The sequence below is a fragment of the Flavobacterium franklandianum genome, assembly GCF_007097365.1.
Taxonomy (GTDB): Bacteria; Bacteroidota; Bacteroidia; order Flavobacteriales; family Flavobacteriaceae; genus Flavobacterium; species Flavobacterium franklandianum.
The window spans coordinates 117,545-142,120 of the sequence record NZ_VJZR01000010.1; the positions used below are offsets into that span (position 1 = coordinate 117,545).

At 32.7% G+C, this 24,576-nt stretch carries 28 protein-coding genes and 1 tRNA gene; 10 read left to right on the forward strand and 19 right to left on the reverse strand.

Features of this window, described 5'->3' with window-relative positions; translation table 11 throughout:
* Positions 1-78: 78 nt before the first annotated feature.
* Positions 79-531 (reverse strand): SsrA-binding protein SmpB, encoded by a 453-nt coding sequence (gene smpB, locus FNW17_RS11785; RefSeq protein ID WP_144071728.1) that lies wholly within the window; start codon positions 529-531, stop codon positions 79-81.
* Between the two features lie 70 nt (positions 532-601).
* Between smpB and FNW17_RS11790 the strand changes: the two genes are divergently transcribed.
* A complete protein-coding gene (locus FNW17_RS11790; RefSeq protein WP_143391707.1) occupies positions 602-832 on the forward strand; it encodes a VF530 family protein in 231 nt (76 codons plus the stop codon).
* Here the strand turns inward: FNW17_RS11790 and FNW17_RS11795 are convergent.
* From FNW17_RS11795 to FNW17_RS11805, 3 genes are read right to left on the reverse strand one after another with little or no spacing between them, the layout of a single operon-like run.
* Complete coding sequence (locus FNW17_RS11795) at positions 829-1,386, reverse strand: DUF3575 domain-containing protein (RefSeq protein WP_144071729.1); 558 nt, start codon at positions 1,384-1,386, stop codon at positions 829-831. The genes FNW17_RS11790 and FNW17_RS11795 overlap by 4 nt on opposite strands.
* 53 nt (positions 1,387-1,439) lie before the next feature.
* Entirely contained in the window at positions 1,440-1,991 is a 552-nt protein-coding gene (locus FNW17_RS11800; protein ID WP_144071730.1) for a GNAT family N-acetyltransferase, read from the reverse strand.
* Between the two features lie 3 nt (positions 1,992-1,994).
* Positions 1,995-2,846 (reverse strand): aldose 1-epimerase family protein, encoded by an 852-nt coding sequence (locus FNW17_RS11805; RefSeq protein ID WP_144071731.1) that lies wholly within the window; start codon positions 2,844-2,846, stop codon positions 1,995-1,997.
* A gap of 175 nt (positions 2,847-3,021) precedes the next feature.
* Between FNW17_RS11805 and FNW17_RS11810 the strand changes: the two genes are divergently transcribed.
* Positions 3,022-5,013 (forward strand): M1 family metallopeptidase, encoded by a 1,992-nt coding sequence (locus FNW17_RS11810; protein ID WP_143391703.1) that lies wholly within the window; start codon positions 3,022-3,024, stop codon positions 5,011-5,013.
* An 84-nt stretch (positions 5,014-5,097) separates the two neighbouring features.
* On the opposite strand, the gene FNW17_RS11815 is transcribed toward FNW17_RS11810, so the two are convergent.
* Entirely contained in the window at positions 5,098-6,138 is a 1,041-nt protein-coding gene (locus FNW17_RS11815) for an agmatine deiminase family protein (RefSeq protein ID WP_144071732.1), read from the reverse strand.
* Positions 6,139-6,406: 268 nt separating this feature from the next.
* Between FNW17_RS11815 and FNW17_RS11820 the strand changes: the two genes are divergently transcribed.
* A complete protein-coding gene (locus tag FNW17_RS11820) occupies positions 6,407-7,003 on the forward strand; it encodes a SusC/RagA family TonB-linked outer membrane protein (protein ID WP_143391701.1) in 597 nt (198 codons plus the stop codon).
* A gap of 69 nt (positions 7,004-7,072) precedes the next feature.
* On the opposite strand, the gene FNW17_RS11825 is transcribed toward FNW17_RS11820, so the two are convergent.
* The 14 genes from FNW17_RS11825 to FNW17_RS11890 all read right to left on the reverse strand — a co-directional run bounded on the left by FNW17_RS11825 (position 7,073) and on the right by FNW17_RS11890 (position 16,977).
* A complete protein-coding gene (locus tag FNW17_RS11825; protein WP_144071733.1) occupies positions 7,073-8,098 on the reverse strand; it encodes a HipA domain-containing protein in 1,026 nt (341 codons plus the stop codon).
* A complete protein-coding gene (locus FNW17_RS11830; RefSeq protein ID WP_143391699.1) occupies positions 8,085-8,411 on the reverse strand; it encodes a HipA N-terminal domain-containing protein in 327 nt (108 codons plus the stop codon). The genes FNW17_RS11825 and FNW17_RS11830 overlap by 14 nt, the downstream gene beginning before the upstream one ends.
* A gap of 64 nt (positions 8,412-8,475) precedes the next feature.
* Positions 8,476-8,721 carry a helix-turn-helix transcriptional regulator gene (locus tag FNW17_RS11835; protein WP_144071734.1) on the reverse strand — a complete coding sequence of 82 codons (246 nt, stop codon included), beginning with the start codon at positions 8,719-8,721 and terminating at the stop codon, positions 8,476-8,478.
* 370 nt (positions 8,722-9,091) lie between these two features.
* Entirely contained in the window at positions 9,092-9,979 is an 888-nt protein-coding gene (locus tag FNW17_RS11840) for a carbon-nitrogen hydrolase (RefSeq protein WP_144071735.1), read from the reverse strand.
* A 159-nt stretch (positions 9,980-10,138) separates the two neighbouring features.
* On the reverse strand, positions 10,139-10,546 hold the full coding sequence (locus FNW17_RS11845; protein ID WP_144071736.1) for a hypothetical protein: 408 nt from the start codon (positions 10,544-10,546) through the stop codon (positions 10,139-10,141).
* Complete coding sequence (locus FNW17_RS11850; RefSeq protein WP_144071737.1) at positions 10,546-10,884, reverse strand: hypothetical protein; 339 nt, start codon at positions 10,882-10,884, stop codon at positions 10,546-10,548. The genes FNW17_RS11845 and FNW17_RS11850 overlap by 1 nt, the downstream gene beginning before the upstream one ends.
* 11 nt (positions 10,885-10,895) lie before the next feature.
* Positions 10,896-11,120: an SHOCT domain-containing protein gene (locus tag FNW17_RS11855; protein ID WP_185964848.1), complete on the reverse strand. Its 225-nt coding sequence runs from the start codon at positions 11,118-11,120 to the stop codon at positions 10,896-10,898.
* A gap of 337 nt (positions 11,121-11,457) precedes the next feature.
* Positions 11,458-12,327, reverse strand: a complete 870-nt coding sequence (locus FNW17_RS11860; protein ID WP_144071738.1) for a DUF808 domain-containing protein — start codon at positions 12,325-12,327, stop codon at positions 11,458-11,460.
* 260 nt (positions 12,328-12,587) lie between these two features.
* Complete coding sequence (locus FNW17_RS11865; protein ID WP_126563164.1) at positions 12,588-12,989, reverse strand: hypothetical protein; 402 nt, start codon at positions 12,987-12,989, stop codon at positions 12,588-12,590.
* 85 nt (positions 12,990-13,074) lie between these two features.
* Positions 13,075-13,428, reverse strand: coding sequence for a hypothetical protein (locus tag FNW17_RS11870; RefSeq protein WP_235893011.1), 354 nt, complete (start codon positions 13,426-13,428; stop codon positions 13,075-13,077).
* 11 nt (positions 13,429-13,439) lie between these two features.
* Positions 13,440-13,727 (reverse strand): YtxH domain-containing protein, encoded by a 288-nt coding sequence (locus FNW17_RS11875; protein ID WP_144071739.1) that lies wholly within the window; start codon positions 13,725-13,727, stop codon positions 13,440-13,442.
* Between the two features lie 501 nt (positions 13,728-14,228).
* Positions 14,229-14,834 carry a class I SAM-dependent methyltransferase gene (locus tag FNW17_RS11880; RefSeq protein ID WP_144071740.1) on the reverse strand — a complete coding sequence of 202 codons (606 nt, stop codon included), beginning with the start codon at positions 14,832-14,834 and terminating at the stop codon, positions 14,229-14,231.
* A 70-nt stretch (positions 14,835-14,904) separates the two neighbouring features.
* Positions 14,905-15,417, reverse strand: coding sequence for a hypothetical protein (locus tag FNW17_RS11885; RefSeq protein ID WP_144071741.1), 513 nt, complete (start codon positions 15,415-15,417; stop codon positions 14,905-14,907).
* Between the two features lie 6 nt (positions 15,418-15,423).
* Positions 15,424-16,977 carry a pyruvate kinase gene (locus FNW17_RS11890; RefSeq protein WP_144071742.1) on the reverse strand — a complete coding sequence of 518 codons (1,554 nt, stop codon included), beginning with the start codon at positions 16,975-16,977 and terminating at the stop codon, positions 15,424-15,426.
* A gap of 273 nt (positions 16,978-17,250) precedes the next feature.
* Here FNW17_RS11890 and tpx point away from each other — a divergent pair, with 273 nt between their 5' ends.
* The 7 genes from tpx to FNW17_RS11925 all read left to right on the forward strand — a co-directional run bounded on the left by tpx (position 17,251) and on the right by FNW17_RS11925 (position 24,275).
* On the forward strand, positions 17,251-17,748 hold the full coding sequence (gene tpx / locus FNW17_RS11895) for a thiol peroxidase (protein ID WP_143391688.1): 498 nt from the start codon (positions 17,251-17,253) through the stop codon (positions 17,746-17,748).
* 6 nt (positions 17,749-17,754) lie between these two features.
* Complete coding sequence (locus FNW17_RS11900; protein ID WP_143391687.1) at positions 17,755-18,129, forward strand: diacylglycerol kinase; 375 nt, start codon at positions 17,755-17,757, stop codon at positions 18,127-18,129.
* A gap of 18 nt (positions 18,130-18,147) precedes the next feature.
* Complete coding sequence (locus FNW17_RS11905) at positions 18,148-20,589, forward strand: DNA translocase FtsK (RefSeq protein ID WP_143391686.1); 2,442 nt, start codon at positions 18,148-18,150, stop codon at positions 20,587-20,589.
* Positions 20,590-20,597: 8 nt separating this feature from the next.
* On the forward strand, positions 20,598-21,317 hold the full coding sequence (locus tag FNW17_RS11910; RefSeq protein ID WP_143391685.1) for a LolA family protein: 720 nt from the start codon (positions 20,598-20,600) through the stop codon (positions 21,315-21,317).
* A gap of 6 nt (positions 21,318-21,323) precedes the next feature.
* Positions 21,324-22,760, forward strand: coding sequence for an LptF/LptG family permease (locus FNW17_RS11915; RefSeq protein WP_143391684.1), 1,437 nt, complete (start codon positions 21,324-21,326; stop codon positions 22,758-22,760).
* A 128-nt stretch (positions 22,761-22,888) separates the two neighbouring features.
* Positions 22,889-24,022: a 3,4-dihydroxy-2-butanone-4-phosphate synthase gene (gene ribB / locus FNW17_RS11920; RefSeq protein ID WP_143391683.1), complete on the forward strand. Its 1,134-nt coding sequence runs from the start codon at positions 22,889-22,891 to the stop codon at positions 24,020-24,022.
* A gap of 168 nt (positions 24,023-24,190) precedes the next feature.
* Positions 24,191-24,275, forward strand: a tRNA-Ser gene (locus FNW17_RS11925).
* Positions 24,276-24,576 lie beyond the last annotated feature (301 nt).

The following is a 24,576-nucleotide window of genomic DNA, read 5'->3' on the forward strand; positions in this document are numbered from 1 at the left end:
AGTCTTGACAGATTTAGTCATAATTTTTTCGATAAAAAAACATTTTGTCAAATTTGAATAGCTATTGTATAAATAAAACTAAAAAGATTTTTTTATTCTATCGAGATCGCGCTTAGTGTCTTGTTCTTTAAGTGATTCGCGTTTGTCGTAGGTTTTTTTCCCTTTGCAAAGTCCAATTTCTAGTTTGGCCATTCCTTTTTCGTTGGTAAATAATTTCAAAGGAACAATTGTTAAACCTTTGGCTTGAACGCTTCTCGCCAAACCTTTTAGTTCTCTTTTGTTCAACAAAAGTTTGCGTTCGCTTCTGGCTTTGTGGTTAAATTGGTTGCCAAAGGCATATTCTTCAATGTAAGTATTGATTGCAAAAAGCTCGGTTCCACTAAATTCGCAAAAACTTTCCGTAATATTGGCTTTTCCCAACCGAATCGATTTTATTTCGGTTCCAGCCAAAACGATTCCAGCCGTAAATTTTTCGATTATTTCATAGTCGAAACGGGCTCTTTTATTAAGTATGTTGATTGTTTTTAGCATCGGATGGCAAATGTAGATACAATTGAATGAAACACCAAAGAAATATATAAAAATGCCATAAATTTGCAATATGGAAAAGTCACAATCAAAAGATCCGTTGCACGGAATTACATTACAAAGAATTTTGGAAATTCTTGTCGATTTTTATGGATTTGACTCTTTGGGTGAATTGATAAAAATTAAATGTTTTACGGATAAACCAAGTATAAAATCAAGCTTGACTTTTTTAAGAAAGACAGATTGGGCTAGAAAAAAAGTAGAAGAACTGTATGTGAAAACAATTCCTAAACTTAGTATCTAATTTAAACGATACGAAATCATTATTCCACCACGATAAGGAAGCCAATCGCCACTTTTGTTCCAATGTTCAGCGTTTTCATATTTTCCGGGAGTTCCGTCATTATAATATCCTTTGTAAAATCCTTGATGCCAACCACCTCCAATAAAGAAATCTAGCATTAATCTATCATTTATTTTTTTCTCGTATCCAATTGTTCCTCCAAATTTGTATCCAAAACCATCTTCGTACATATTAGTATCCCAATAGTTCCATTTTTGTAGTTGGTATCGATCTGCTCCTGCATGTCCTCCAAAATAAAAACCGTTGTATTTTTCGTGAAAATGATAGCGCACTTCAGTAACTAATGAATAAAATTTCATGGGATGATGTCCATTAAATGATTCCCAAAAAGAAGCCATTACGTCAGCCTGAAAAGTGATTTTTTTTCCGATGCTAGTTTCTATTCCAATATTTGGAAATAAAACCAAAGCCGTTGCAGCATTACCTTTTATATAAGTTTGACTTTGAGAAAAAATAGAAATTAGTAGGAAAGAAAATATGAAAAATTTTTTCATGAAATTTTGGTTTTATTTTACGAAAATATAAATTATTTTCGATAAAATATAAATTAATGTTGATTCAAAATAGAATAAATTACAGTATCTAAAAATCGACCTTCATAATATTCGTTTTCTTTCAGATGGGCTTCTTTTAAAAAGCCATTTTTTTGCAATACTCTCTCCGATGCAAAATTTTCAGGATCAATTATAGCTTCTATCGAATGGAGTTTCATCACTTCAAAACCATAATTTACAACTTCTTTTATAGCTTCGGAAATGATGCCATTTCCATTATAAACAGGAAGTAACATATAGCCAATTTCAGCTCTAAAATGTTCGGGTCTTATTCTATAATGACCAATAATTCCTATGAGTCTAGGATTGCCTTTCAGAGTAATTGCCCAATTTATTCCTTCATTAGAATCGATTTTTTCATTAATCATGGCAATATGCGCCAAAGCCTCTTCATTAGTTTTTGCAAGAGGTCTAGGAATGTATTTCATCACTTCTTGATCTGATCGAAGAGCTAATATTTCATTCACATCTTCATTTGCTAATCTTCTTAGCAGCAAACGTTCGGTTTCTAGGTTGTGAAAAGGAGAAAAATTAATGTCTAACATATATTAAAAAATTTCGATACTATAATTTGATTCGAAGGTTTCGTTTTTTTTCAAAAGCTGAATACCTTCCTTTTTTGAAAAATCATCATATTCATTTAACGTATCCGAATAGCCAAACCAAGGTTCAATGCACAAAAAAGGAGCATTTACAACTGTCCAAATACCTAAATTTGGAAAATCTGTAAAATTTACTTTCAATATTGGATTTGCGTTTTTTAAAATGGTTATTGTTTTAGATTTTAAAGTTTTAAATACCAAAGCATCTTTTTCGAACAATTGATACGTTAAACCTAGTTGACTATTATAAAGTTGAAGTTCATTTGTACTATTCGAAATTAAGCCTTCTTCTAAAAGATAATATTTTAGAGTTTCATCTTGTTGGAATTCAAGACTATAGTCATTAAAGTTTCCTGGCAGGGCAAATGCAGGATGTGCTCCAATGGCAAACGGCATTGTTATTTCATTTTTATTAATGACTTTATAATCAATATTTAATTTGTTGTTTTTCAATGAATAACAAATCTGTAATTCAAAATCGAATGGATATATTTTTTTTGTTTCTAATGTTGAAAATAAAGAAAATGTTGCACTTTCCTCCGTTTTTTTAATTAATTCAAATTCCATTTCTCTAGCAAAACCGTGCCTGTTTAACTCATATTCTTTTTCATTATATATATAAGAATTATTTTTTAAAGAGCCAATTATTGGAAACAAAATTGGAGAATGTTTCCCCCAAAATGTTGGATTTCCTTCCCAAATGTATTCTTTATTTTGTTTGTTTTTTAGAGAAAATAATTCAGCTCCCAAGTGTTTTATTTGAGCTGTTAAATTAGAATTTGAAATTGATGTTGTCAAAATAGGTACAATTTATATTATGATTTTTTTTGAGTTGTAAATATATTTCATAAATTTAAATTTTGATATAAGAATGAAGCAAATCCTGTAACAAATTAATTTTTAATTAATAAATATTGATCAATTCGGGCTGAAACGTTTATTTTTCTTTAATTTGCAGCAATAAATTTACAAAATGGAAAATAATTCTTTCAAAGCTCTATTTCGATTGGTTTTATTATTAATGATTTCGAACATTTGGTCACAAGAAAATGCAACAAAGCAGCTGTCAAAATATAATTATCAAGAAACTTTCGCGCCTTTTTTTTACACTAAAAACGGAACGAATACACGCTCTGCAAGTGGTCAGCCGGGATTTGAGTATTGGCAAAACAGAGCCGATTATCAATTATCGGCAAAATTAGACGAGGCAAAAAATGAAATTTCGGGAACCAGTATTGTTTCTTACACCAATAATAGTCCCGACAAGATGGCTTTTTTGTGGATGCATTTGGACCAAAATTTATTTAAAGATGATTCTCGTGGCAATGCTGTAATTCCAATAAAAGGCAGTAGAAATGGTGCTCAAGGACAAATTTTTGATGGAGGTTTTAAGATAAAATCAGTAAAAATTATAGTTTTAAATAAAGGGATTTCTACTGAAAAAGAGGTAAAATTTATAATTACCGATACCCGAATGCAGGTTTTTCTGCCTCAAGAATTGAATTCAAAAGGAGGAAACGTTAAAATAAAAATTGATTTTTCTTTTATTTCTCCTAATGAAGGTTCCGATCGGATGGGAATATTGGGGACAATGTTTGGTAAAATTTTTACCGTAGCACAATGGTATCCTAGGATGTGTGTTTATGATGATATTCAAGGGTGGAATACCAATCCGTATCTTGGAGCTTCAGAATTTTATTTGGAATACGGTGATTTTGATGTTAATATTACTGTGCCTTCCAATCATTTTGTGGTTTGTTCAGGTGAATTGGTAAATGCTAATGAAGTTTACACGATAGAACAGCAAAAGCGTTGGGAGCTTGCTTCAAAAAGTGAGCAAACTGTTATGATACGTTCAGCCGAAGAATTAAAAAACACTTCAAAATCCCTTTCCCAATCGAATAAAACTTGGCATTTTAAAATTAAAAATGCCCGTGATGTTGCTTGGGCTTCGTCAACTGCATTTATTATTGACGCTGCCAAAATTAATTTGCCCAGTGGAAAAAAATCAATGGCAATTTCTGCTTATCCTATCGAGAGTAACGGTAATGGAGCTTGGAGTCGCTCGACTGAATATGCCAAAACTTCTATTGAATATTATTCACAAAAATGGTTCGAATATCCTTATCCATCGGCTGTAAATGTGGCAGGAATTGTAGGTGGGATGGAATATCCAGCTATCATTTTTTGTGAATATAGTGCTAAAAATGCTGATTTATGGGGTGTTACTGATCATGAGTTTGGGCATATTTGGTTTCCGATGATTGTGGGTTCAAACGAACGACTATTTGCTTGGATGGATGAAGGATTTAATACTTTTATAAATACTTTAAGTTCAGTCGAATTTAATAAAGGCGAATACAAACGAAAGGTTTCTGATTTGCACATTGAATCTGAGAGATATACTAATCCAAATCTTGAAATTATGATGAGTTCTCCTGATAATATGAAAGAGGTAAATATTGGAACTTTAGGGTATTCAAAACCAGGGCAAGGATTGGTAATTTTGCGGGAACAGATTTTGGGACCAGAACGATTTGATTTTGCTTTCAGAACTTATGTGGAACGTTGGGCATACAAACATCCCGCCCCAGATGATTTTTTTAGAACAATTGAAAATGTAGCAGGCGAAGATTTAAGTTGGTTTTGGAGAGGCTGGTTTGTCCATAATTGGAGGTTAGACCAAGGAATTAATTCGGTTAAATACGTTGATAATAATCCAAAGTTAGGATCTATAATCACCATCGAAAATTTTGAAAAAATGGTGATGCCCGTAGTTTTAGAAATAAAAACAAAAAACGGAACAATTTCACGTCTCAAATTGCCTGTAGAAATTTGGCAGAAAAATGTGGATTGGTCCTTCAAATACAATTCTACCGAAGAAATAGAAAGTATTGTTATTGACCCAGATCATGTATTTCCAGATTCTAACGAAAGTAATAATGTTTGGAAGTCAGCTAACTAAGCAAAAAAAATTAGCCACAGATTCACAGATTTGAATAATAATCTGTGAATCTGTGGCTATTTTTAATTTTTTACTGTCCTTTTGTTATTCAGGAATTTGTTGACTTAAACAATGCAAAGTTCCAAAACCCCAAATCAAATCGATGGCATTTATTCCGATGATTTCTCTATCGGGGAAACAATTGGCGATGATGTTCAAAGCTATTCTGTCGTTGGAATCGTTGAATGTTGGAACTAAAACACAGTTGTTCAAAATCAAGAAATTGGCATAACTGGCAGGTAATCGCAATCCGTCAAAATCGATGCGTTTTGGCATTGGTAGTTCTACAATTTTTGGTGATTTTCCGTTTTCTAATTTGGCATTTTGCAAACGTTTTAAGTTGTCTTGCAAAGGTTTGTAATTATTGTCGTTTGGGTCTTTTTCTACAATGGTAATGATGGTGTCTTCGTTTACAAATCGACATAAATCGTCGATATGGCCGTGAGTATCATCACCTTCAATTCCGTCACCTAGCCAAATCACGTTGGTAATTCCCAAATATTCTTTGAAAACCGCTTCATAATCCGCTTTGGAAAAACCTGGATTTCGAACCTGAATATCAGGATGCATCAAACATTCTTCCGAAGTCAATAAAGTCCCTTTTCCGTTTACGTCAATCGCTCCGCCTTCCAAGATTACGGGTTTTCCGTTATACATAACTTGTGTAACAGGAAGTTTTAGAAATTCGCCCACTTTTGCAGGAACGTGTTTGTCTAAATTGATATTTTTATATTTGGCCCAACCGTTAAAATTGAAATTCAAAGCTTCTCTTTTTGTTCCGTTTTGAACAATAATTGGCCCAGAATCTCGCATCCAACTTCTGTTGGTTTTATGAATGATGAAAGAAACGTTGGTTAGTTGCACAGTTGCTGATTCTAGCATTTCGGTAACTTTAACTTTTAGTTTTTCATCGGCAACGACTAAAAATACTTGCTCGAAAGTCGCTACTTTTTTGATGAATTCTACAAAAGCCCATTGAATAGCTTCATATTTCCCTGGCCAATCGTTGCCATTATGCGGAAAACACAATAAAATTCCCTCTTGCTTTTCCCATTCAGCAGGAAAACGTCTGTTTGTAGTTGTCATATAATGAAGCTAAAATTAATGACCGCAAATATAAGCATTCATAAGGATTATAAAAATGGAGCGATTGATAAATGTGGGGTGGTGTTTTTTGCTAGGTTCCAATTTATTTTACTGGAGTTTAGCGATGAATAATTTTAGAGAAAAGTCTTTAGTTATAATATTTTTGTAAGCTAAATTTTATACATTTGAGGGTTAATTATTTCTTATTCTAGAACTGGATTCTTATTTAGAAACGCGCATCTTTCTACCAAACAATAAAATAAATTATATGAAACAAATTATCCTTACAATAATTACTCTTTTGTCGTATTCGATTTACTCACAGAATCGATATGAACTTCTCGATAAAGGAAAAGAAAAATTATTTCTTTCTGATTCCATTTCTAAAATGGCGGAAAGTGGTTTAATAAAAAATCAGCCTATTATTGTAATCAATGGTATTCCTTTTCGCTTTCAAGATTTAGAAAATCAAAAATTGCCATTGTCAAAATTCGCTATTGAAAAGATTGTAGCGTTAAAAAAGCCTGTGGGAATTTCTATTTATGGTAGTTATGGTGAAGCAGGAGTGCTGATAATTACAACTACAAAATCTAAAATATTTTTGTTAGGCAATGAAGATGATTCTATGTATTATTTGGTTGATATAATTAAAACTGCTTTTCAAAGTGAGCAAATTGCAAATACACCATTAATTGCAATAGATGGTGTTCTTTTTGAATACGATAAAGCGCTTAACACAATATTTTTACCATTAAAGAAAGAAGAAATAACGGATGTTACTATATTGAATAAAAATAGTAGTCCAGTAATTTATGGAAAAGATGAAATTTATGGAGCAATTATAATATCTACCTCAAAACAATAATTTACAGAAAAAAAAGTTTAATCACAACCCAACAAAAAAGGACTAAAACACTATGGTTTCAGTCCTTTTTTATTCTAATCCCAATTGCTTGTACCTATTGTTTAGTAAAGCATAATAGTTTTCTTTGTATTCCTCACTCACAAAACTTTTTTCTAAAACGGCTTCCATTTCGGGTTTGCAATACTGGAAAAGTTCTAAAGTATTGTCTAAAACTTTCTTGTTTAAACCTCCATTTTCATAAGCAGCAAGAAAATCATTGTAATTTAGTTTTCTCTTTTTTGCGTTTAAAGTTAAGGCTAATTCTTCGGTGTCTGCTGGGTTTACTAATGCTGTTGGCACTAAATCATAAGCAGGACACAAACTTAATCCTTGTCCTTCTTTTTCTAAAAGCGAGAAATTCTTCAAGTGCATATCGGTGTTTCCGGTAAAAAAACTAAACAAAACCTGCTCATAAAAATTACTAACATCCAGCAAAGGATTTGAGGAATATTTCAAGATCAATTTGGCCACTTGCTCTTGACTTCCTTTGTATTTGTCTTCGGTAAGTCGTTCGCTTAGTTGGCACATATCTTCCATACGTAGTTTTCCTTTTCGGGTTCTATCGACACGTTTGGTGATGTAACACAAAGTGCCGTCCTGCAAATGGATTAAGCTATGCGGAACTACATTGATGCCACAAACAGCCGCCATATGCATTGTTGCGCTTTCTAATTCGGGCAATTGTGCATAATGTTCGGAGGGTGGTTTTAAGATGTAATCGCCATAAAGACCAACGATGGTCAATTTTTTGGTTAAATTTTTCTCTTGTTTTCTATATAAACTCAGCGATACTTTGGCTTGAACACCCGTAACCGCCATCTGACTTTGGATCACTTGTGTGGCCAATTCTTGTAAATTATCTAAACTATACCCCAGTTGAGGGGTTTTTAGTTGCCCAAAAAACCGTTTGTTACAAGCTTGATGAAAATCGGAAGTGGTGTCAAAAAGGGGTTCGTAACAATACAAGCATCTTCTGCCATACAGCGTTTCTTTTTCTTGAACTTCTGTGGTGTTGTTTTCTAATCGAGCTAAATATTTCTTTTTATAATTCTTCATTGTTTACAACGCTTACAGCTCCAATGCAATCTGTACAGCAGGTGAGGAGCAATCCCATTCTGTCTTTATAGTTTATTTTCCAGTTTCTTTCGGCTAAGTCTAAAAGCCATCCTTCGGGGATTAATCCATCAAAAAAGGCAAATAATGTTTTGCTTTGATAGGGTTTTTCAGTTAGTGGCAATGTTAAACTTACTGCTTGTGCTTGGTTATTTTGTACATAGTCTTGGTTGTATTCAAATAAATAGCCAGCGTCAGTTTCGCTTACTACGCCACAGAAAACATTTTTCATATATACTTTTCCACTTCTATTCATTTGTAAATTTTTATTGTTTTTTCATTTGTCAAATGTAATTCGCAATTTTTTTTACTGATTTTAATTAAGTTTTGCTCATTTCATTTCCTAATAATTTATCTCGATCCATCGGAACTGCCCCTAGGGTTTCTCCAAATAATCGCAAAACGTCATTGACTTTATCCATTCGTAAGCTGTTTTTTCCTTGTTCTAAATCTCTCACAAATCGCAATCCGACTCCTGCTTTTAATGCTAGTTCGGGTTGTGTTAGTTTGTTTTGTTTGCGTTTTGTCTTAACGTGAATACTGATAGAATTTAGATTTTCTTTCATCTGTTTATTTTAATTGGTTTTTAAAGGTCAGATGGAACACCCATAATCATATCCCCGTATATCAAGGACTATTATCTTGGGTGTTTCATTTTAATACCTTTTAAAGTACAAATATACTATTTTTTTAAAATTTAATACCCAATTTGATATACTTTTTTAATTTTATTAAAATATTATACCCTTTATGATGTAAAAAGTTATTTTTTCAAAATATTGAAGTAGTTAGGGTATAAAATTTGGTTTTTAAAATAAATTCAAATGCAACAAAAAAGGACTGAAACACAATCGTTTCAGTCCTTTTTTTTATAATATTTTTGAAAAAAAATCAGTGTAAATCTGTTTTACCCGTTATGTCTGTGTGCCAATAAATTTAATCAATCGCTCTTTTGGTAATATCGCCAAAAGCATCAATTCTTCTATCTCTAAAGAAAGGCCAATTCTGACGCACATTTTCTTGTAAATCCAAATCGACTTCGGCAATCAAGATTTCTTCTTGATCGTGCGAGGCTTGTGCCAAAATTTCGCCCTGTGGTCCTGCAATAAACGAAGAACCCCAGAACTGAATTCCTGCGGTATCAGGCAAATATTGTTCTAAACCAATTCTATTTGCGGCTGCAACATATACGCCATTGGCAACAGCGTGACCTTTCATCACGTTCATCCAAGCACCGTGTTGGTTTTCGCCATATTGTTCTTTTTCTAACGGATGCCAACCAATCGCTGTTGGATAAAACAACACATCTGCACCTTGCAAAGCAGTCAAACGGGCCGCTTCTGGATACCATTGATCCCAACAAATTAATGTTCCAATTTTTCCTTTTTGAGTAGGGAAGGCCTTGAAACCCAAATCACCAGGTGTGAAATAGAATTTTTCGTAAAAATGTGGATCGTCGGGAATGTGCATTTTGCGATACAATCCAGCTTCAGAGCCATCCGTATCGATAATATAAGCGCTGTTGTGGTAAATTCCCGCCATTCTTTTTTCGAAGAAAGGAACAATAATCACGACTCCCAATTCTTTTGCCAAAGCACTAAAAGCGATAAACGAAGTGCTGTATAATGGTTCTGCTAAAGCAAAATTATCCACGTCTTCACTTTGACAAAAATAGTGACTGCTGTATAATTCTGGTAAGGAAATGACTTCCGCACCTTGACTGGCGGCATCGCGAACCCAACTGATACATTTTTTTAAATTATTTTCGGCAACATCGTTCAGATTCAATTGAATAACCGCTATTTTGTATTTTTTCTTTGGCATATCGCAAAATTTAGATTGCAAAAATAGTGATTTTTACAAAGAATGGCCGTTGTGAGGTTTGCATTTTTTTAATACCAGTGGAATTTACGAAAAGTTTTATAATTGATACTTTTTAAATCTAAATTTACGTTTTGCGCTTTTTAGTTTTTTGTAAATTGATTATAATTCTTTTGTAGTTTTAAAATCAAATCTTTTAAAATAATCATCAACAAAATTGCACTGTTCTTTATCGCTCATTTTATCGGTGTTTTTCACTTCGATTTTAATAGCGTCAAACTGATGGTTCTCCTTCAATTCGTTGTATAGTTCCACTTTTGCATCTGTTGGACCAAAAAGAATTACTTCGTCGAAATTTTTAATAATTTGTGCTAAATCCTTGTAATAAGTTGACAGTTTTTGTTGCTCTTTATTGTGCATTCCACTTTCGGTATGCTGCAAAGTTTCAACTTTGTCTTGAAAAGTAAAGTCTGAAGTAATGATTTTTGTTTCTTTTATTTCGGAATCAAATTCAGTAATATGTGCCATTGAATGATCCATCCAAATGCCTATTTTTTTTAGTGTTTTCATTATTGGTTGTTTTTTTCTGAATCGTTATCATCGTCGTCTCCGATGCTATAATAATTGTTTTCTTCGTCTTCGCTGCCAATGTCTTCTTGGCTGTCGTCTAGGTCAGAACCCGGCACGTCTAAATCATCTCCGGGATGTTCTAAATCAATATCTCTTTCGTTCCATTCGGGATCTTCATCATTTATAAGTGGCTTTTTTTTAGAAATATTTTCAGGATCGATATTAAATTCCTTGTCAAATTTATTGTAAATATCTTCGTTTTCGGGGTATTTCGGATAGCCGTCTTTATTCTCTAATTGCTCGTTTGCTGCTTTGGGATATTGTTCTTTATTTTTCATTTGATAGTTGTTTAAGATATTTTAAATTTTTCTTCTAGGATTTTTTTCTTATCATAATATTCAGATTCTGTAATGTCACCTTTAGAATATCTTTTTTGTAAAATATCGTAGGCTGAATCTTTTTTGCGTCTTTGACCTGGAATATCAAAAGGGATTGCAAAAATCCAAAAGAGTAGAATTATCCAAACAACCCACCAAATAATATTCATTCCGAGGTAATAATCTTCGTAGTACATAATTTAATTATTTTTAATTGAAAATAGTTTCCAATACAAATTTCAAACTATTATACATTCTTGTTGTTATATAATTTTTAGGTATTGTTTTAATATTCACACTTTTGAAATATATAATATACAGTATTAATGAGCTGATTTCAAAAATTTTATAGGTCTTTGTGTTTGTTTTTTTTATACAAAAAAACCTGAAATAAATCAGGTCTTATTAATCAAGTAAACTATTTTTGTGTAATTTTTTCAGGATTTTGAAAAGTGAGTTGTAGAAGCTAACTTTTTTCCAAGGAGGATATTTTTAATAATTTTGACCTAAAGAAGTAAAGAGTTTAGTTAAATCTTACTTTTTTTTAAATATTTTTTTGAAGAGATTTACTATTACTAAAACAACAAACCCAATAATCAATCCAAAACTAAATTCTTTGACAATCAAAGACAATTGTGGAAATAAATGATGTAGAAAATCGATGTTATGTACAAAGATTCCACCTGCAACTAATATCAAAGCAATTGTGCCAATTACGGTTAAACTTTTGATGACTTTAGGCAAGGCTTGAACCAATATATTCCCTATAGTTTTTGACAAACTACGTTCTCTTGAATTCAATGCAATAAGTTTGAAACCCAGTTCGTCCATTCGCACAATCAATGCCACAATACCATATACACCAACTGTTGCGACTATTGCAATTATCGAAACAACGGCAATTTGTGATGTAATAGGTTTTCCAATTACGGTACCCAGCGCAATAATTACAATCTCTACCGATAGAATAAAATCGGTTACGATGGCTGATTTTATTTTGTCTTTTTCGAGAGCCAGAATTTCTTCTTCGGTAAAATCTCGCAGGATACTATCTAATGATTTTTGCTTGTGAGGAAAGAAAAATTCGTATATTTTTTCGGCTCCTTCGTAAGCCAAAAAAAGTCCGCCAAGAATTAAAATGACAATAATTGCCAAGGGGAAAAAAGAACTTAGCAGAAAGGCAATAGGAAGAATAATTAATTTATTGATGAAAGAACCTTTTGCAATTGCCCACAAAACAGGAATTTCTCTTGAAGAAATAAATCCAGAGGCTTTTTCGGCATTAACGGCTAAATCGTCGCCCAAAATTCCGGCTGTTTTTTTTGCTGCAATTTTACTCATTACAGCAACGTCATCCATAATTGCTGCGATATCATCTAAAAGTGCGAAAAAACCTGATGCCATATAATTGTTTTAGAAACTGCCTGATTTTGGTATAGATTTCCAAAATTGATTCGGCGAGTTTTAATTTTTTATTACTGCAAAATTACTATTTTTTTGCTTGAATTTGTAAAGTAATAGAAAACTTCGAGGAATTAAATGTTTTATCACAGAGTCAATAATTTTGCTACATCAAAAAACAATGAAAATGAAATCGAGAAAGTTTAATAAGCTAGTTTTTTAGATAAAATTCAATGGCAATCAAATAATGCTCTTTTAACGAATTAAGGATTTAGATTTTGATTGGTTTTGTTTTTATTAAAAAAACGTTTGAAGATATTTTCTCCAATAGATTTAATTCCTTCTGAATGTTTTGAAGCCATATTGGCAACTGCAAATTCAAATAGTGTTCCAAATACTTTTTTGATTGGATTGTGAGTAAAGCCGAACAAAAGTTTTTTAGAGATAAATCCTGTGCCAAATCCAATTATATTGCTAAGTAGATCATTTTTAATTTCGGGTGAAGCAGTTACTTCGTGAAATAGATTTTTGATCAAGTTAATGGGTTTTACACTTTGGTAAGCAACATCAAACTGATTTTTGAGTTGTTCCAAATCATTGTCATATATCATTCTTTGAACAATAATCATTTCATTTAGTGTATCGGTTGCATTTTTATTTTTCATACTTAGATATTTATTTTTTTTATCGGTCGTATGTAATTTGCATATCTTCATTGGTGTTGGTGACCAATTTTAGGTCATGCTCATTTCATACCGTTTTTGGTTTCAACATTTGTTTAATAATAGAATTACTAACAGGATATTTTATCAATTGGTCACGAAATACGTTTAAAAGTATTGCGATAAAAGCATAGAATCCACCTATTATAAAAAAACCATAATATATTTCGCCAAGCAAATTTCCTATCCACAAGGCTAGGCCGATGTTAATAATTAAGATTGACAATACAACAGTCATTATAACGGCAAGTCTTGAAACGAGAGATGAAATTACATCGGCCGATTTGTCTATGGCGTTTAGCTCTATCAATTTTAAGGTTGTTTTGCCGTAATCTTCCGCCCGCTCAAAAAGCGTTGCTATAGGTGTTCTATTGTCAATCATAATGTGTTTGTTTATAGTTTGTATTTTGAATCCATATGATCTACACTTTGTAGTTCATCGAATTCCGCTTTACCGTTTTCAGCAACCACTTGTGCAAATTCTTTTCCACTTTGAAATTTTTCTGAAAGGGTATTTGCAAAATCATTGTATTTTGATTTTAGTTCATCTGCATAATCATTTCCTCTGTCCATGATTTGTTGACGAGTTACTGACCCTTTTTCGGGTGCAAATAAAATCCCTAAAACTCCGCCTATAGCTAGTCCTGCCACTGTTCCTAATACTACTTTGCCTGTGCTCATAATTATTTTTATTTAATTGTTAATGAATTTTTTATGTATGGAATTTAAATTTTAACTGCATTGCCCCAATAGAAACCATATAATTATAAAAACAATGACAGTTTCAAAACAGCCACCACCTAATTTACTAGCTCCATAACCTGAAATTAATCCTTTGAAAATAGTATTCATATAGTTGTTTATTCTGTTTTTTTTCTGCTGTTTAACTATCAATTGCAATGTTGTAAAGTTCGGGTTCTTGTTCAGGAAATATTTTATAATACTTTTAAAAAAAGTTACAAGATTCACAGGTAGTTAAAAAAAATCTTCTATGAGTTTTTAGAATCGCAATATTTGCTGGGCTTGTGGTTGAAGTCAGAAAATTTTGAGGATAGGAGGGTGGTTTTGGAAAACAGGAATATTTTTCTGTTTAAATGATTTTAATTGAAATCAAAACATTTAATTTTCAGAATATGAAGTAGTTATTGCGAACTATCGGTAGTCGTTGGTTATTTACAATTTTTACTTTTTAGCAGTGATTAAAAATACTGAATAATGGTTTGTTGGTTTAGCGATAGTACTAGCATTTTGAATTTTGATGTCTTTGAATCCAGCATTTTTCACCATTTGAACAAAATTATCTCGGTCGAATCCGCAATGAAAAACTCCTGTGTCTTCGGTGTGAAAGGTACCGTCTTCAGTGTCAAGATCAGCTATGGCTATGGTTCCGTTATCTTTGAGTAACGAATGGAATTTTTTGAACAATGCCAAAGTATCTTCAATATGATGAATTGTCATTGACGAAATTATAGTGTCAAATTTTTTATCTAATGTTTCTTTGGTTAAATCCATTTGTACAATTTCCAAAGTACATTTTATATCCTCCCTTTTCGATTTTAAAACTGCAATCATTGACGATGAAATATCAACCGCTGTAATTTTGCCAACATAAGGCGCAATTTCGAAAAGTAACAATCCTGTGCCAGATCCAAAATCCATAATACTCATTTCTTTCGAAAAGGAGACTTCGTTTAAAATGGTTTGTGCAATGGTGCTCACATTTTGTATTCTAGACTGTTCATTGTCGTATTCATTTGCTTTTTCTGCGAAAAAATCTTTTGGTTTCATTCTTTATACTGTTAATTGTATTTTTTTTTCAAATCTATATTCGTTTGAAGTTTTAGTATGTTTAATACATTTACTCATCATCGTTTTCATCGTCATCTTCAAAATCAAAAAGATCCTCTGGGTTATAGTCAATATTGTAGTTGGGATCTTTATCGTGGGCACTAACTCCTGGCGGATTGAACAATCCCCAATCATCTTTGATGTAATTCCAAACATCAAAACTGGCAACCCAATCAATGAATAAAAGCCGGAATTCATCGATTTCATCTCTTAATAAATTGATATAATCTTTGTCTTGAATATCTTCTTCAAAACGTAAACTGCCAGCATGAACATAGAGATCTCGTGCAGCCTTACGGATAATGGTGGCGTTTTCCATTTTCAAATCATAAAAATCTGCTCCATGAGCTCCCGCAATTTTAGCAGGAATTATCATGGCATCTTCCAACATAAATCGAACAGTTGTTTCTTGCAGAAATTGATTGTCAGCAGGAATGATTTCAACTATTCCTTGCGTGATTTTGAAAATTTGTTCCGCTTTTTGATACAAAGGAAATTGTTCTAATTCGTCTCGTTTTGACATGGTTTTTTAGCTTAATTGCTTAGTATTTATTTCTCCAATTAACTGATTGACGGTATTTTTGGCAATATTCAAAGCTCTGAGTGAATTCTTTTTCTTTAAGGAATGAGCTTCCATTCTGATTAGTATATTTTTGAGCATTTTGATGGCATCATTAATATAAGGACCCTTATTAAGCATAATACATTCGGCTTGAACGCCTTGGACAACATCACTAATTTCTGCTCTAGTTGGAATTCCTGTTTTGGCCAGATTTTCGAGAACTTGTGTTGCCCAAATAACTGGAATATGTGCTGCTTCGCAAAGCCAAAGAATTTCATTTTGAACTTCTGAGATTCTTTCGAAACCAATTTCTACGGCCAAGTCGCCTCTTGCAATCATTACCCCAATTTTATCTCTTTTCATGCCTTCGAGTAGGATAAATGGAAGGTTTTCAAAAGCTTCTTTGTTTTCAATTTTGAAAACAACACCTAAATCTTTAGCATTATTCAGGTTTAATTGTTCGTATAAAAACTGAACGTCTTCTGCTGTTCTCACAAAAGAATAGCCTACGATATCGGCATTTTTGCATACAAAAGGCAAATTTTCAATATCCTTTGCTGTTAAAGCCGGCAAGTTCAATTTTGTATCTGGAAGGTTGATCCCTTTTTGAGAGGATAACTTCGGTTTATAGCAATGCGTAATTAAGAGTTCAATATCTTCATCAGTTTTTGAAATAACGACCGATTTAATCATTCCATCATCAAATAAAACAACGTCATCGATTTTGACATCATCTATTATTTCAGGAAGCATCACTCCAATTTCAGCCATTTTGAGTTGTTTATTTTTTTTTCCGAATTTAGATTTTTTTCCTAAAGTCTTTCTTTTGGTTAAGATAATATGTTCCCCAACTCTTAAATTAATACCATTCTTTACTTTTTCCTTTCCTTTTCCTTTTTTTCTGGATATTGCAATGGTTGCAGTTCTTATTTTTGGACCTGACAAATCCATATAAATTTTTAATATATGGTTGGTTTCAATTTTAATTTCGTTGACGAATTGTACCATTTTTGTCCACATATCAATATCTCCGTGGCTTAAATTGATTCGGGCTATTTCCATTCCGTTTTGAACCATTTCTTCAATAATAGATTTATCTTCTGCCGCTTCGTTCGGGAGAGTGACCATTATTTCGGTAAAATTACTTCTGCTTCCTTGATTGAATAAATTATTGGCATTTTTCTTAATTAATTCACTACTTCTTTCGTAACCTATTATTTCGATATTAGACTTTTCGGCAACAGGAAGTCCTTGAATTAATTTTAAATTTTTCACAACACTATACAAATTGCTATAAACATAACCTTCGGAAGTTCCTAGAGAGGACACACCGTAATCAGATAAACTGGCTTGATATTTTCTTAAATCAAAAGTTCTAAGGATAAGATACCGGCATAAATTTTTAGCACTTAATCTGTATTCTTGGTGTATATTAGAGATGGTAATATCTATTTTTGATTCATTATCAATAATAGACTGTAAAATCTCATTCAATTCTATACATAATTTTTCAATTTTCATGCGGTTCGTTTTTTATTATCCATAAGATATTATATTATAGTTTTTCTTTTAATACAAAGCTAAATTAAATAATTTCTTAAGGCTTTTATTTTGTGTTATTGTTTTTATAAATGTCTTTTAACCATAAAAGATAGAGATTTGGAAATTCAATTTTAAAAAGCTTTTCGCAACCAGAGCGTTATATTTTTATATAAAATTAGCAAATCATAAATTCAAAACCGTAAATCGTAAATAAATTTTCATACTTTTGAACCTCATTAAACAACAAACATTATGGCTTCTATTACATTAGGCGGAAATCCAATCCAAACTTCAGGAGAGTTACCAAAGGTTGGCACAAAACTAGCTGATTTTAAATTAATAAAAAACGACCTTTCTATTGCTACCTTGACCGATTTTGCTGGTACAAACTTGGTTCTGAATATTTTTCCAAGTATTGATACTGGAACTTGTGCTACATCTGTAAGAACATTTAATGCAACTGCGTCTAAATTAGAAAACACAAAAGTATTGTGTATTTCTAGAGATTTGCCTTTTGCTCAAAAACGTTTTTGTGGCGCTGAAGGAATCGAAAATGTGGTTATTTTATCTGATTTTAACGACGGAAATTTTGGCAAAACCAATGGTTTAGAAATTACCGATGGTGTTTTAGCAGGTTTGCATTCCAGATGTATTATTGTTGTTGATGCAAGTGGATCCGTTATCTACACCGAACAAGTTCCAGAAATTGCGAACGAGCCTAAATACGAAGCTGCCTTAGCGGCACTTTAATACCGTATGGAATTTCAGAAAGACAATTCTTTCTTTAGCGGAAGATTAAAAAGCGTTTCATTTGCTGTGAAAGGTGCTATAAAATTAATTACAACCGAACACAGCGTTATGGTTCAGTTTTTTATTGGAATCATAATGACATTCGTTGGTTTTTTTATGCATATTACTACAACCGAATGGCTTTTTCAAATATTAGCCATAGGATTAGTGATGAGTGTTGAAGGAATTAACACAGCTGTAGAAAAAATTGCCGATTTTATTCATCCTAATTTTCATGAGAGAATTGGATTTATCAAAGACATTGCAGCAGGAGCTGTATTTTTTGCAGCACTTACAGCAATGGCAATTGGATTAATTATATATGTACCAAAATTTTTATAGAAAATAGTTCAACCAAGAATGGCAAAAACAACAAAAGCAGTTACTCCAGACAAGAAATCGAATTCCACTTCTGTTGAAAAAAAATCATGGGTTTTCACAAAACAACACAAAATTGTTTTGGGTTCACTCTTGGTATTATTTTCAATTGCTTTATTACTTGCTTTTATTTCCTTTTATATATACGGTCAAGCTGATCAAAGCGCAGTCTATCAATTATCGGATAGAAATGAAACGGTTCAGAATTGGTTGGGAAAATTCGGTGCTTATCTTGCCGATTTAATGGTTTACAAAGGTTTTGGACTTGCTTCCTTTATATTTGTTCGATTATTTTTCCTAACAGGTATTTTTTTAGTGCTTGATATTTCTTTAAAAAAGCTCAAAAGAATCTGGTTTTGGGATCTATTTGTAATCATTATCTTGTCAGTATTATTCGGATTTTTTGCCACTTCTTTACCAGAATTGGGAGGGATTATTGGATATGAATTGAATTTGTTTTCGCAAGATTACCTTGGTAAAACAGGAACATTACTCGTTTTATTCTTTGGAATAATAATCTATTTGATTTTTAAAATCAAAGTATCACCTGAAAAAATTAAATCCTTTTTCGAAAGAACCAAAAAAGAAATTAAATTTGATTTAAATTCGACAGCTTCTTCAAATGCCTATAATCTTGAAGAATATGCCGTTAAAGAAACCGAAGAGGACGAAGAGCTTGAAGGAATTCATTTGAAAACTGCAGGTTCACAATTCGAACTCAACAAAGAAGCTTTGAAACCTACGATTAGTAATCCTTCTGAGATTACTTTGAAACCGCTACCAAAACAAGTTACACCACCGCCTTTCCATTCGCCAGAAATTATTCATACAGATGATGATCATTTTGTGATAGAAAAAGCTCCCGAAGAAGATATCATCGAAGAGAATTTGGCATCAAAACTGGTAGCCGATTTTGGATTGTTTGACCCTACATTGGATTTATCAAATTACAAATACCCAACAATCGATTTATTAAAAGAATATTCTACTGGAGGAATCACCATCAATCAGGAGGAATTAGAAGAGAATAAAAATAAAATTGTTGAAACACTTCGCAATTATAAAATCGAAATTGCACATATAAAAGCTACTGTTGGTCCTTCGGTTACTTTATATGAAATCGTGCCAGAAGCAGGAATTAGAATTTCAAAAATCAAGAGTTTAGAGGACGATATTGCTTTGTCCCTTTCGGCATTGGGAATTCGTATTATTGCTCCAATTCCTGGAAAAGGAACTATTGGGATTGAGGTTCCTAACAAAAATCCAACGATGGTTTCGATGAAAAGTGTGATTGGCTCAGCCAAATTTCAAGAAGCTGAAATGGAATTGCCTCTGGCCCTAGGAAAAACAATTTCGAACGAAACTTTTGTAGTTGACTTAGCCAAAATGCCCCATTTATTAATGGCGGGAGCAACAGGACAAGGAAAATCTGTAGGTTTAAATGCCGTTATCACTTCTTTACTATACAAAAAACATCCTGCCGAAATCAAGTTTGTTTTGGTCGATCCTAAGAAAGTAGAATTAACACTTTTCAATAAAATAGAAAGACATTATCTTGCCAAACTTCCAGATACTGATGATGCTATTATTACTGATAACGCCAAGGTTGTCAATACTTTGAACTCGCTATGTGTCGAAATGGATAATCGCTATTCTTTGTTGAAAGATGCGATGGTGAGAAACATCAAGGAATACAACGAAAAATTCAAATCTAGAAAATTAAATCCTGAAAATGGCCACCGATTCTTACCTTATATAGTATTAGTTGTCGATGAGTTTGCCGATTTGATTATGACTGCCGGAAAGGAAGTTGAAGTTCCTATTGCACGATTGGCACAATTAGCCAGAGCCATCGGGATTCACTTAATCATTGCTACACAAAGACCATCTGTAAATGTAATTACTGGATTGATAAAAGCCAATTTCCCTGCTAGAATAGCCTTTAGAGTATCTTCAAAAATTGATTCAAGAACTATATTAGATACCCAAGGAGCAGACCAATTGATAGGACGTGGCGATATGCTTTATCACAACGGCAATGATGTAGTTCGTGTACAATGCGCATTTGTAGATACTCCCGAGGTAGAAAAAATTGTAGATTTTATTGGTTCCCAAAAAGCATACGCAACAGCTTATTTACTTCCGGAGTTCGTTGGAGAAGAAAGTGGCATTAATCTTGATATGGATATTTCCGAGAGAGATACTTTATTTAGAGAGGCTGCCGAAATAATTGTTATGGCACAACAAGGTTCTGCCTCTTTACTACAAAGAAAACTTAAATTAGGCTACAACAGAGCAGGACGATTGATAGATCAATTGGAAGCTGCTGGAATCGTAGGGCCTTTTGAGGGTAGTAAAGCCAGAAGTGTAAATATCTTAGATATAAGTTCTCTTGAACAATTTTTCAATAATGAACAAAATTAAAAATTAAAATGAAATCGAAGATTCACGACTCAAGCAAAAGCGAACAAGCGAAGCAATTCCAAAAAAAAAATATTAAAAGTGTGAGTGAAAAAGTTTTATTAATTACCTCCATTTTATTTCTATTCAATTTTTCCATTCAAGCGCAGGATAACAAAGCAAAAGATCTTTTGAACAAAGTTACTTCAATAGTAAAAGGGTATGATAATATTGTAATTGATTTCAAATACAGTTTGAATAATGCCAAAGAAAACATTCATCAAGACAGTAAAGGAAATGTGACGATGAAAGGCAATCAATATGTTTTGAATTTTATGGGAGTTACCAAAATTTATGACGGCAAGAAGAACTACACTATAGTTCCTGAAGATGAAGAGGTTACTATTTCTTCCGTTAATGAAAAAGATGACAGCGCCATCACACCATCAAAGATGTTGACTTTTTTTAATTCGGGTTATAAATGCACCATGGATAAATTGGAAGACATCAAAGGTAGAAAAATTCAATATGTAAAATTGGTTCCAACGAATGCCAAAGATCAAAGAAAAGAAATATTATTGGGTATTGATGTTCAAACAAAACACATTTATAATTTGATTGAAACAGGCAAAAAAGGAACAAAAACTACATTGACTGTTAATTCTTTTAAAACCAACCAACCTTTGTCGAAAAATCAATTTACCTTTGTTGCGAGTAGATATCCAAATTACTACATCAATAAATTAGATTAATTCTAGGTGAAAATTCTCGACAAATACTTACTAAAGACTTTTCTGAGTACCTTTTTTACGGTATTTATTATTCTGTTTTTTATATTTATCCTTCAATCCGTTTGGTTGTTTATAGCAGAATTAGCTGGGAAAGACTTGGATTTAACCATGGTTCTTAAATTCTTATTATTTGCGATGCCGCGTATTATTCCGCTAGTTTTACCGCTATCAGTTTTGTTAGCTTCGATAATGACATTTGGAAATTTGGCCGAAAACTACGAATTTGCGGCTATGAAATCGGCTGGGATTTCGCTACAAAGAGCGATGAAAAGCTTAATTATCTTCATTTCTATTTTGAGTATCGTAGCTTTTTCTTTTGCCAATAATGTTATTCCTTATGCCGAATATAAGTTTATTAATTTCCGTAGAAACATTGCCCAATTAAAACCTGCTTTGGCTATAGCCGAGGGTCAGTTCAGCGATGTTGGCTTGTATTCAATAAAAGTGAATAAGAAATCGGGAGTTAATGGAAACACTTTGACGGGGATTACCATTCATAAAAAATCGGCAATGGGCGAAGGAAATAAGACTGTTATCAAGGCTAAAAACGGTTTATTGATTAGTAGCGAGAAATCAAACACCCTTCAAATGGTTTTGAATGATGGGTATTACTATGAAGATGTCATTCCAAAAAAATATGAAGACCGAAGCAAATTCCCTTTTGCAAAAAGCTCCTTTAAGAAATACAATATCAATATCGATTTATCAAAATTGAATAAAGTAAATGTTGATGATGCGAGTATTTCAAATACCAATACGATGCTAAATGTTAGCGAACTCAATTATACTTTAGATTCCTTGCATAAAAATAGGAATACTGAGATTTTATCTTTTTCAGAAAACATCAATCAACGCATTGGAATGCAAAGAAGTTATAATCCTGTTTTGCCTATCAAGAAGACTAAGACACTGACTGATAATTTATTGTCTAAATATTCTAACGAAAAAAAATTAACCGTTTTAAATTATGCCAGCAGCAATATAGACAATAATTTGCTTTCCATTAGTGGTACAAAAACCGAATTAGAGTTCAAACAAAAAAACATAAATGGTCACATTTTAGCGTTCTATGATAAATTTGTAATTGCTTATGCGTGTTTTTTAATGTTTTTTATAGGAGCCCCCTTGGGTGCTATTATTCGAAAAGGCGGTTTAGGTTTACCAATAGTATTTGCTGTACTAATATTTATTACTTTCCATTTTATTAATACTTTTGGAAAACGAATCTCGCAAGAAAATGGGTTATCACCAATATTAGGAGCTTGGATTTCGTCATTAATTCTGACACCATTAGCTATTTTACTAACCTATCGTGCAACGAATGATATTGGATTGATTAATATGGATGTTGTTTTGGCACCCTTTCAAAAAATATTTCAAAAAATATTTCCTTCGCCAAAATAATAACATATCAACTTCCAATATAAAACTAAACATTTTGAAAGAGTTCTTTAAAATATTCGTCAATACATATAATGATTATAGTTGATGCTTATTTTACTTAATTATTTCTAAAAAATTAAAACCAAAATATGACAACCACCAAAATAAAACTCAACACAATAGAAGAAGCAATCGAAGACATTCGTCAAGGCAAAATAATCATTGTTGTAGATGATGAAGGTCGTGAAAACGAAGGAGATTTTCTAGCTGCTGCCGAAAAGGTAACTCCCGAAATGATAAATTTTATGGCTACTCACGGTCGAGGACTTATTTGTGCTCCACTGACCGAAAGTAGATGTAAAGAGTTGGGATTAAACGCTATGGTAAACAACAATACAGATCCGATGGAAACTGCTTTTACTGTTTCGGTAGATTTGAGAGGCAATGGTGTCACCACAGGTATTTCGGCAACCGATAGAGCAAAAACTGTTTTGTCATTGGTTGACCCCAATATAAAACCTCATGAATTAGCTCGTCCTGGTCATATATTCCCATTAATAGCCAAACAAGGAGGTGTTTTGAGACGAACTGGACATACAGAAGCAGCGATTGATTTTGCTCGATTAGCCGGCTTCAAACCAGCGGGTGTGATCGTCGAAATTATGAATGAGGATGGTTCGATGGCAAGATTGCCACAACTAGTTGAGGTTGCCAAGAAATTCAATTTAAAATTGGTATCCATTGAGGATTTAGTTGCCTATCGAATGCAGCACGATAGTTTGATTGTCAAGAAAGAAGATTTTGATATCGAAACTCGTTTTGGTTCGTTTAGACTTAGAGCCTACTTGCAAACTACCAACAATCGTGTTCATGTAGCGCTCACTAAAGGAACTTGGAATATTGGAGATCCTGTTTTAACCCGGATCAATGCTACTTTAATCAATAATGATATTTTGGGTACATTAACCAATGATGCAAATAAAAAATTATGTGATCTTTTTGATTTGATTAATGCAGAGGGAAAAGGTGCTGTATTGTTTATCAATCAGGCATCCCAATCCGAAGATTTACTCAACCGTATTGTTGAATTGAAAGAATTACAGACCAAAGGTGTTTTTAAAGCCCCGCAAATCAAGATGGACAATCGAGATTTTGGTATTGGCGCCCAAATACTGCACGATATCGACATCTCAAATATTCGATTGTTATCCAATACCCAACAAACCAAACGTGTGGGAATGATAGGATATGGCTTAGAAATTAAAGAATACGTACCCTATTAGAAGAATTTAAAACTTTTTTTTATCTTTTTTTATTATTAAAATCAAGAAAATGAAAGGATTAAAAAAAAAGACTGTAAAATAGCCTCAATTTTTATAAAAATAGTTTTTGTAAAACAAAAAAAGGTTCTTATATTTGCAACCGCATTGAGAAATCGAATGCGCTTTATTGGAGAAATGGCAGAGCGGTCGAATGCGGCAGTCTTGAAAACTGTTGACTGTAACAGGTCCGGGGGTTCGAATCCCTCTTTCTCCGCGAGAGAATTCTCAAAATGAACTAAAACCCTTTAAACATCACTGTTTAAGGGGTTTTTTCTTTTCACCGAATAACCAAATTATTCATTATTTCTCAAAAAATCGGTGCACAATCGGTGCACTTGGACATCTGGGAAAAAAAAGTGCACCGAATTTTGGCTCAACCCTAGTAAAACAAGCCGTTCACAGAATGAACATCTTGACTTATATTGTCAATTAAACTAATTTAATCAAAAGAATTCCTCGAGGCTCTGCCTCGGGGTCATAAGTAAATCAAAAGAATTCCTCGAGGCTCTGCCTCG

What these genes read in the sequence shown, in the direction of transcription:
- smpB (WP_144071728.1), bottom strand. Translation starts at nt 531, where the DNA reads ATGCTAAAAACAATCAACATACTTAATAAAAGAGCCCGTTTCGACTAT.
- FNW17_RS11845 (WP_144071736.1), bottom strand. Translation starts at nt 10,546, where the DNA reads ATGAAAACACTAAAAAAAATAGGCATTTGGATGGATCATTCAATGGCA.
- FNW17_RS11835 (WP_144071734.1), bottom strand. Translation starts at nt 8,721, where the DNA reads ATGAAAGAAAATCTAAATTCTATCAGTATTCACGTTAAGACAAAACGC.
- ribB (WP_143391683.1), top strand. Translation starts at nt 22,889, where the DNA reads ATGACAACCACCAAAATAAAACTCAACACAATAGAAGAAGCAATCGAA.
- FNW17_RS11905 (WP_143391686.1), top strand. Translation starts at nt 18,148, where the DNA reads ATGGCAAAAACAACAAAAGCAGTTACTCCAGACAAGAAATCGAATTCC.
- FNW17_RS11800 (WP_144071730.1), bottom strand. Translation starts at nt 1,991, where the DNA reads ATGTTAGACATTAATTTTTCTCCTTTTCACAACCTAGAAACCGAACGT.
- FNW17_RS11820 (WP_143391701.1), top strand. Translation starts at nt 6,407, where the DNA reads ATGAAACAAATTATCCTTACAATAATTACTCTTTTGTCGTATTCGATT.
- FNW17_RS11900 (WP_143391687.1), top strand. Translation starts at nt 17,755, where the DNA reads ATGGAATTTCAGAAAGACAATTCTTTCTTTAGCGGAAGATTAAAAAGC.
- FNW17_RS11880 (WP_144071740.1), bottom strand. Translation starts at nt 14,834, where the DNA reads ATGAAACCAAAAGATTTTTTCGCAGAAAAAGCAAATGAATACGACAAT.
- FNW17_RS11810 (WP_143391703.1), top strand. Translation starts at nt 3,022, where the DNA reads ATGGAAAATAATTCTTTCAAAGCTCTATTTCGATTGGTTTTATTATTA.
- FNW17_RS11790 (WP_143391707.1), top strand. Translation starts at nt 602, where the DNA reads ATGGAAAAGTCACAATCAAAAGATCCGTTGCACGGAATTACATTACAA.
- FNW17_RS11885 (WP_144071741.1), bottom strand. Translation starts at nt 15,417, where the DNA reads ATGTCAAAACGAGACGAATTAGAACAATTTCCTTTGTATCAAAAAGCG.
- tpx (WP_143391688.1), top strand. Translation starts at nt 17,251, where the DNA reads ATGGCTTCTATTACATTAGGCGGAAATCCAATCCAAACTTCAGGAGAG.
- FNW17_RS11870 (WP_235893011.1), bottom strand. Translation starts at nt 13,428, where the DNA reads ATGATTGACAATAGAACACCTATAGCAACGCTTTTTGAGCGGGCGGAA.
- FNW17_RS11890 (WP_144071742.1), bottom strand. Translation starts at nt 16,977, where the DNA reads ATGAAAATTGAAAAATTATGTATAGAATTGAATGAGATTTTACAGTCT.
- FNW17_RS11840 (WP_144071735.1), bottom strand. Translation starts at nt 9,979, where the DNA reads ATGCCAAAGAAAAAATACAAAATAGCGGTTATTCAATTGAATCTGAAC.
- FNW17_RS11910 (WP_143391685.1), top strand. Translation starts at nt 20,598, where the DNA reads ATGAAATCGAAGATTCACGACTCAAGCAAAAGCGAACAAGCGAAGCAA.
- FNW17_RS11795 (WP_144071729.1), bottom strand. Translation starts at nt 1,386, where the DNA reads ATGAAAAAATTTTTCATATTTTCTTTCCTACTAATTTCTATTTTTTCT.
- FNW17_RS11815 (WP_144071732.1), bottom strand. Translation starts at nt 6,138, where the DNA reads ATGACAACTACAAACAGACGTTTTCCTGCTGAATGGGAAAAGCAAGAG.
- FNW17_RS11860 (WP_144071738.1), bottom strand. Translation starts at nt 12,327, where the DNA reads ATGGCATCAGGTTTTTTCGCACTTTTAGATGATATCGCAGCAATTATG.
- FNW17_RS11830 (WP_143391699.1), bottom strand. Translation starts at nt 8,411, where the DNA reads ATGAATAGAAGTGGAAAAGTATATATGAAAAATGTTTTCTGTGGCGTA.
- FNW17_RS11850 (WP_144071737.1), bottom strand. Translation starts at nt 10,884, where the DNA reads ATGAAAAATAAAGAACAATATCCCAAAGCAGCAAACGAGCAATTAGAG.
- FNW17_RS11875 (WP_144071739.1), bottom strand. Translation starts at nt 13,727, where the DNA reads ATGAGCACAGGCAAAGTAGTATTAGGAACAGTGGCAGGACTAGCTATA.
- FNW17_RS11855 (WP_185964848.1), bottom strand. Translation starts at nt 11,120, where the DNA reads ATGTACTACGAAGATTATTACCTCGGAATGAATATTATTTGGTGGGTT.
- FNW17_RS11825 (WP_144071733.1), bottom strand. Translation starts at nt 8,098, where the DNA reads ATGAAGAATTATAAAAAGAAATATTTAGCTCGATTAGAAAACAACACC.
- FNW17_RS11865 (WP_126563164.1), bottom strand. Translation starts at nt 12,989, where the DNA reads ATGAAAAATAAAAATGCAACCGATACACTAAATGAAATGATTATTGTT.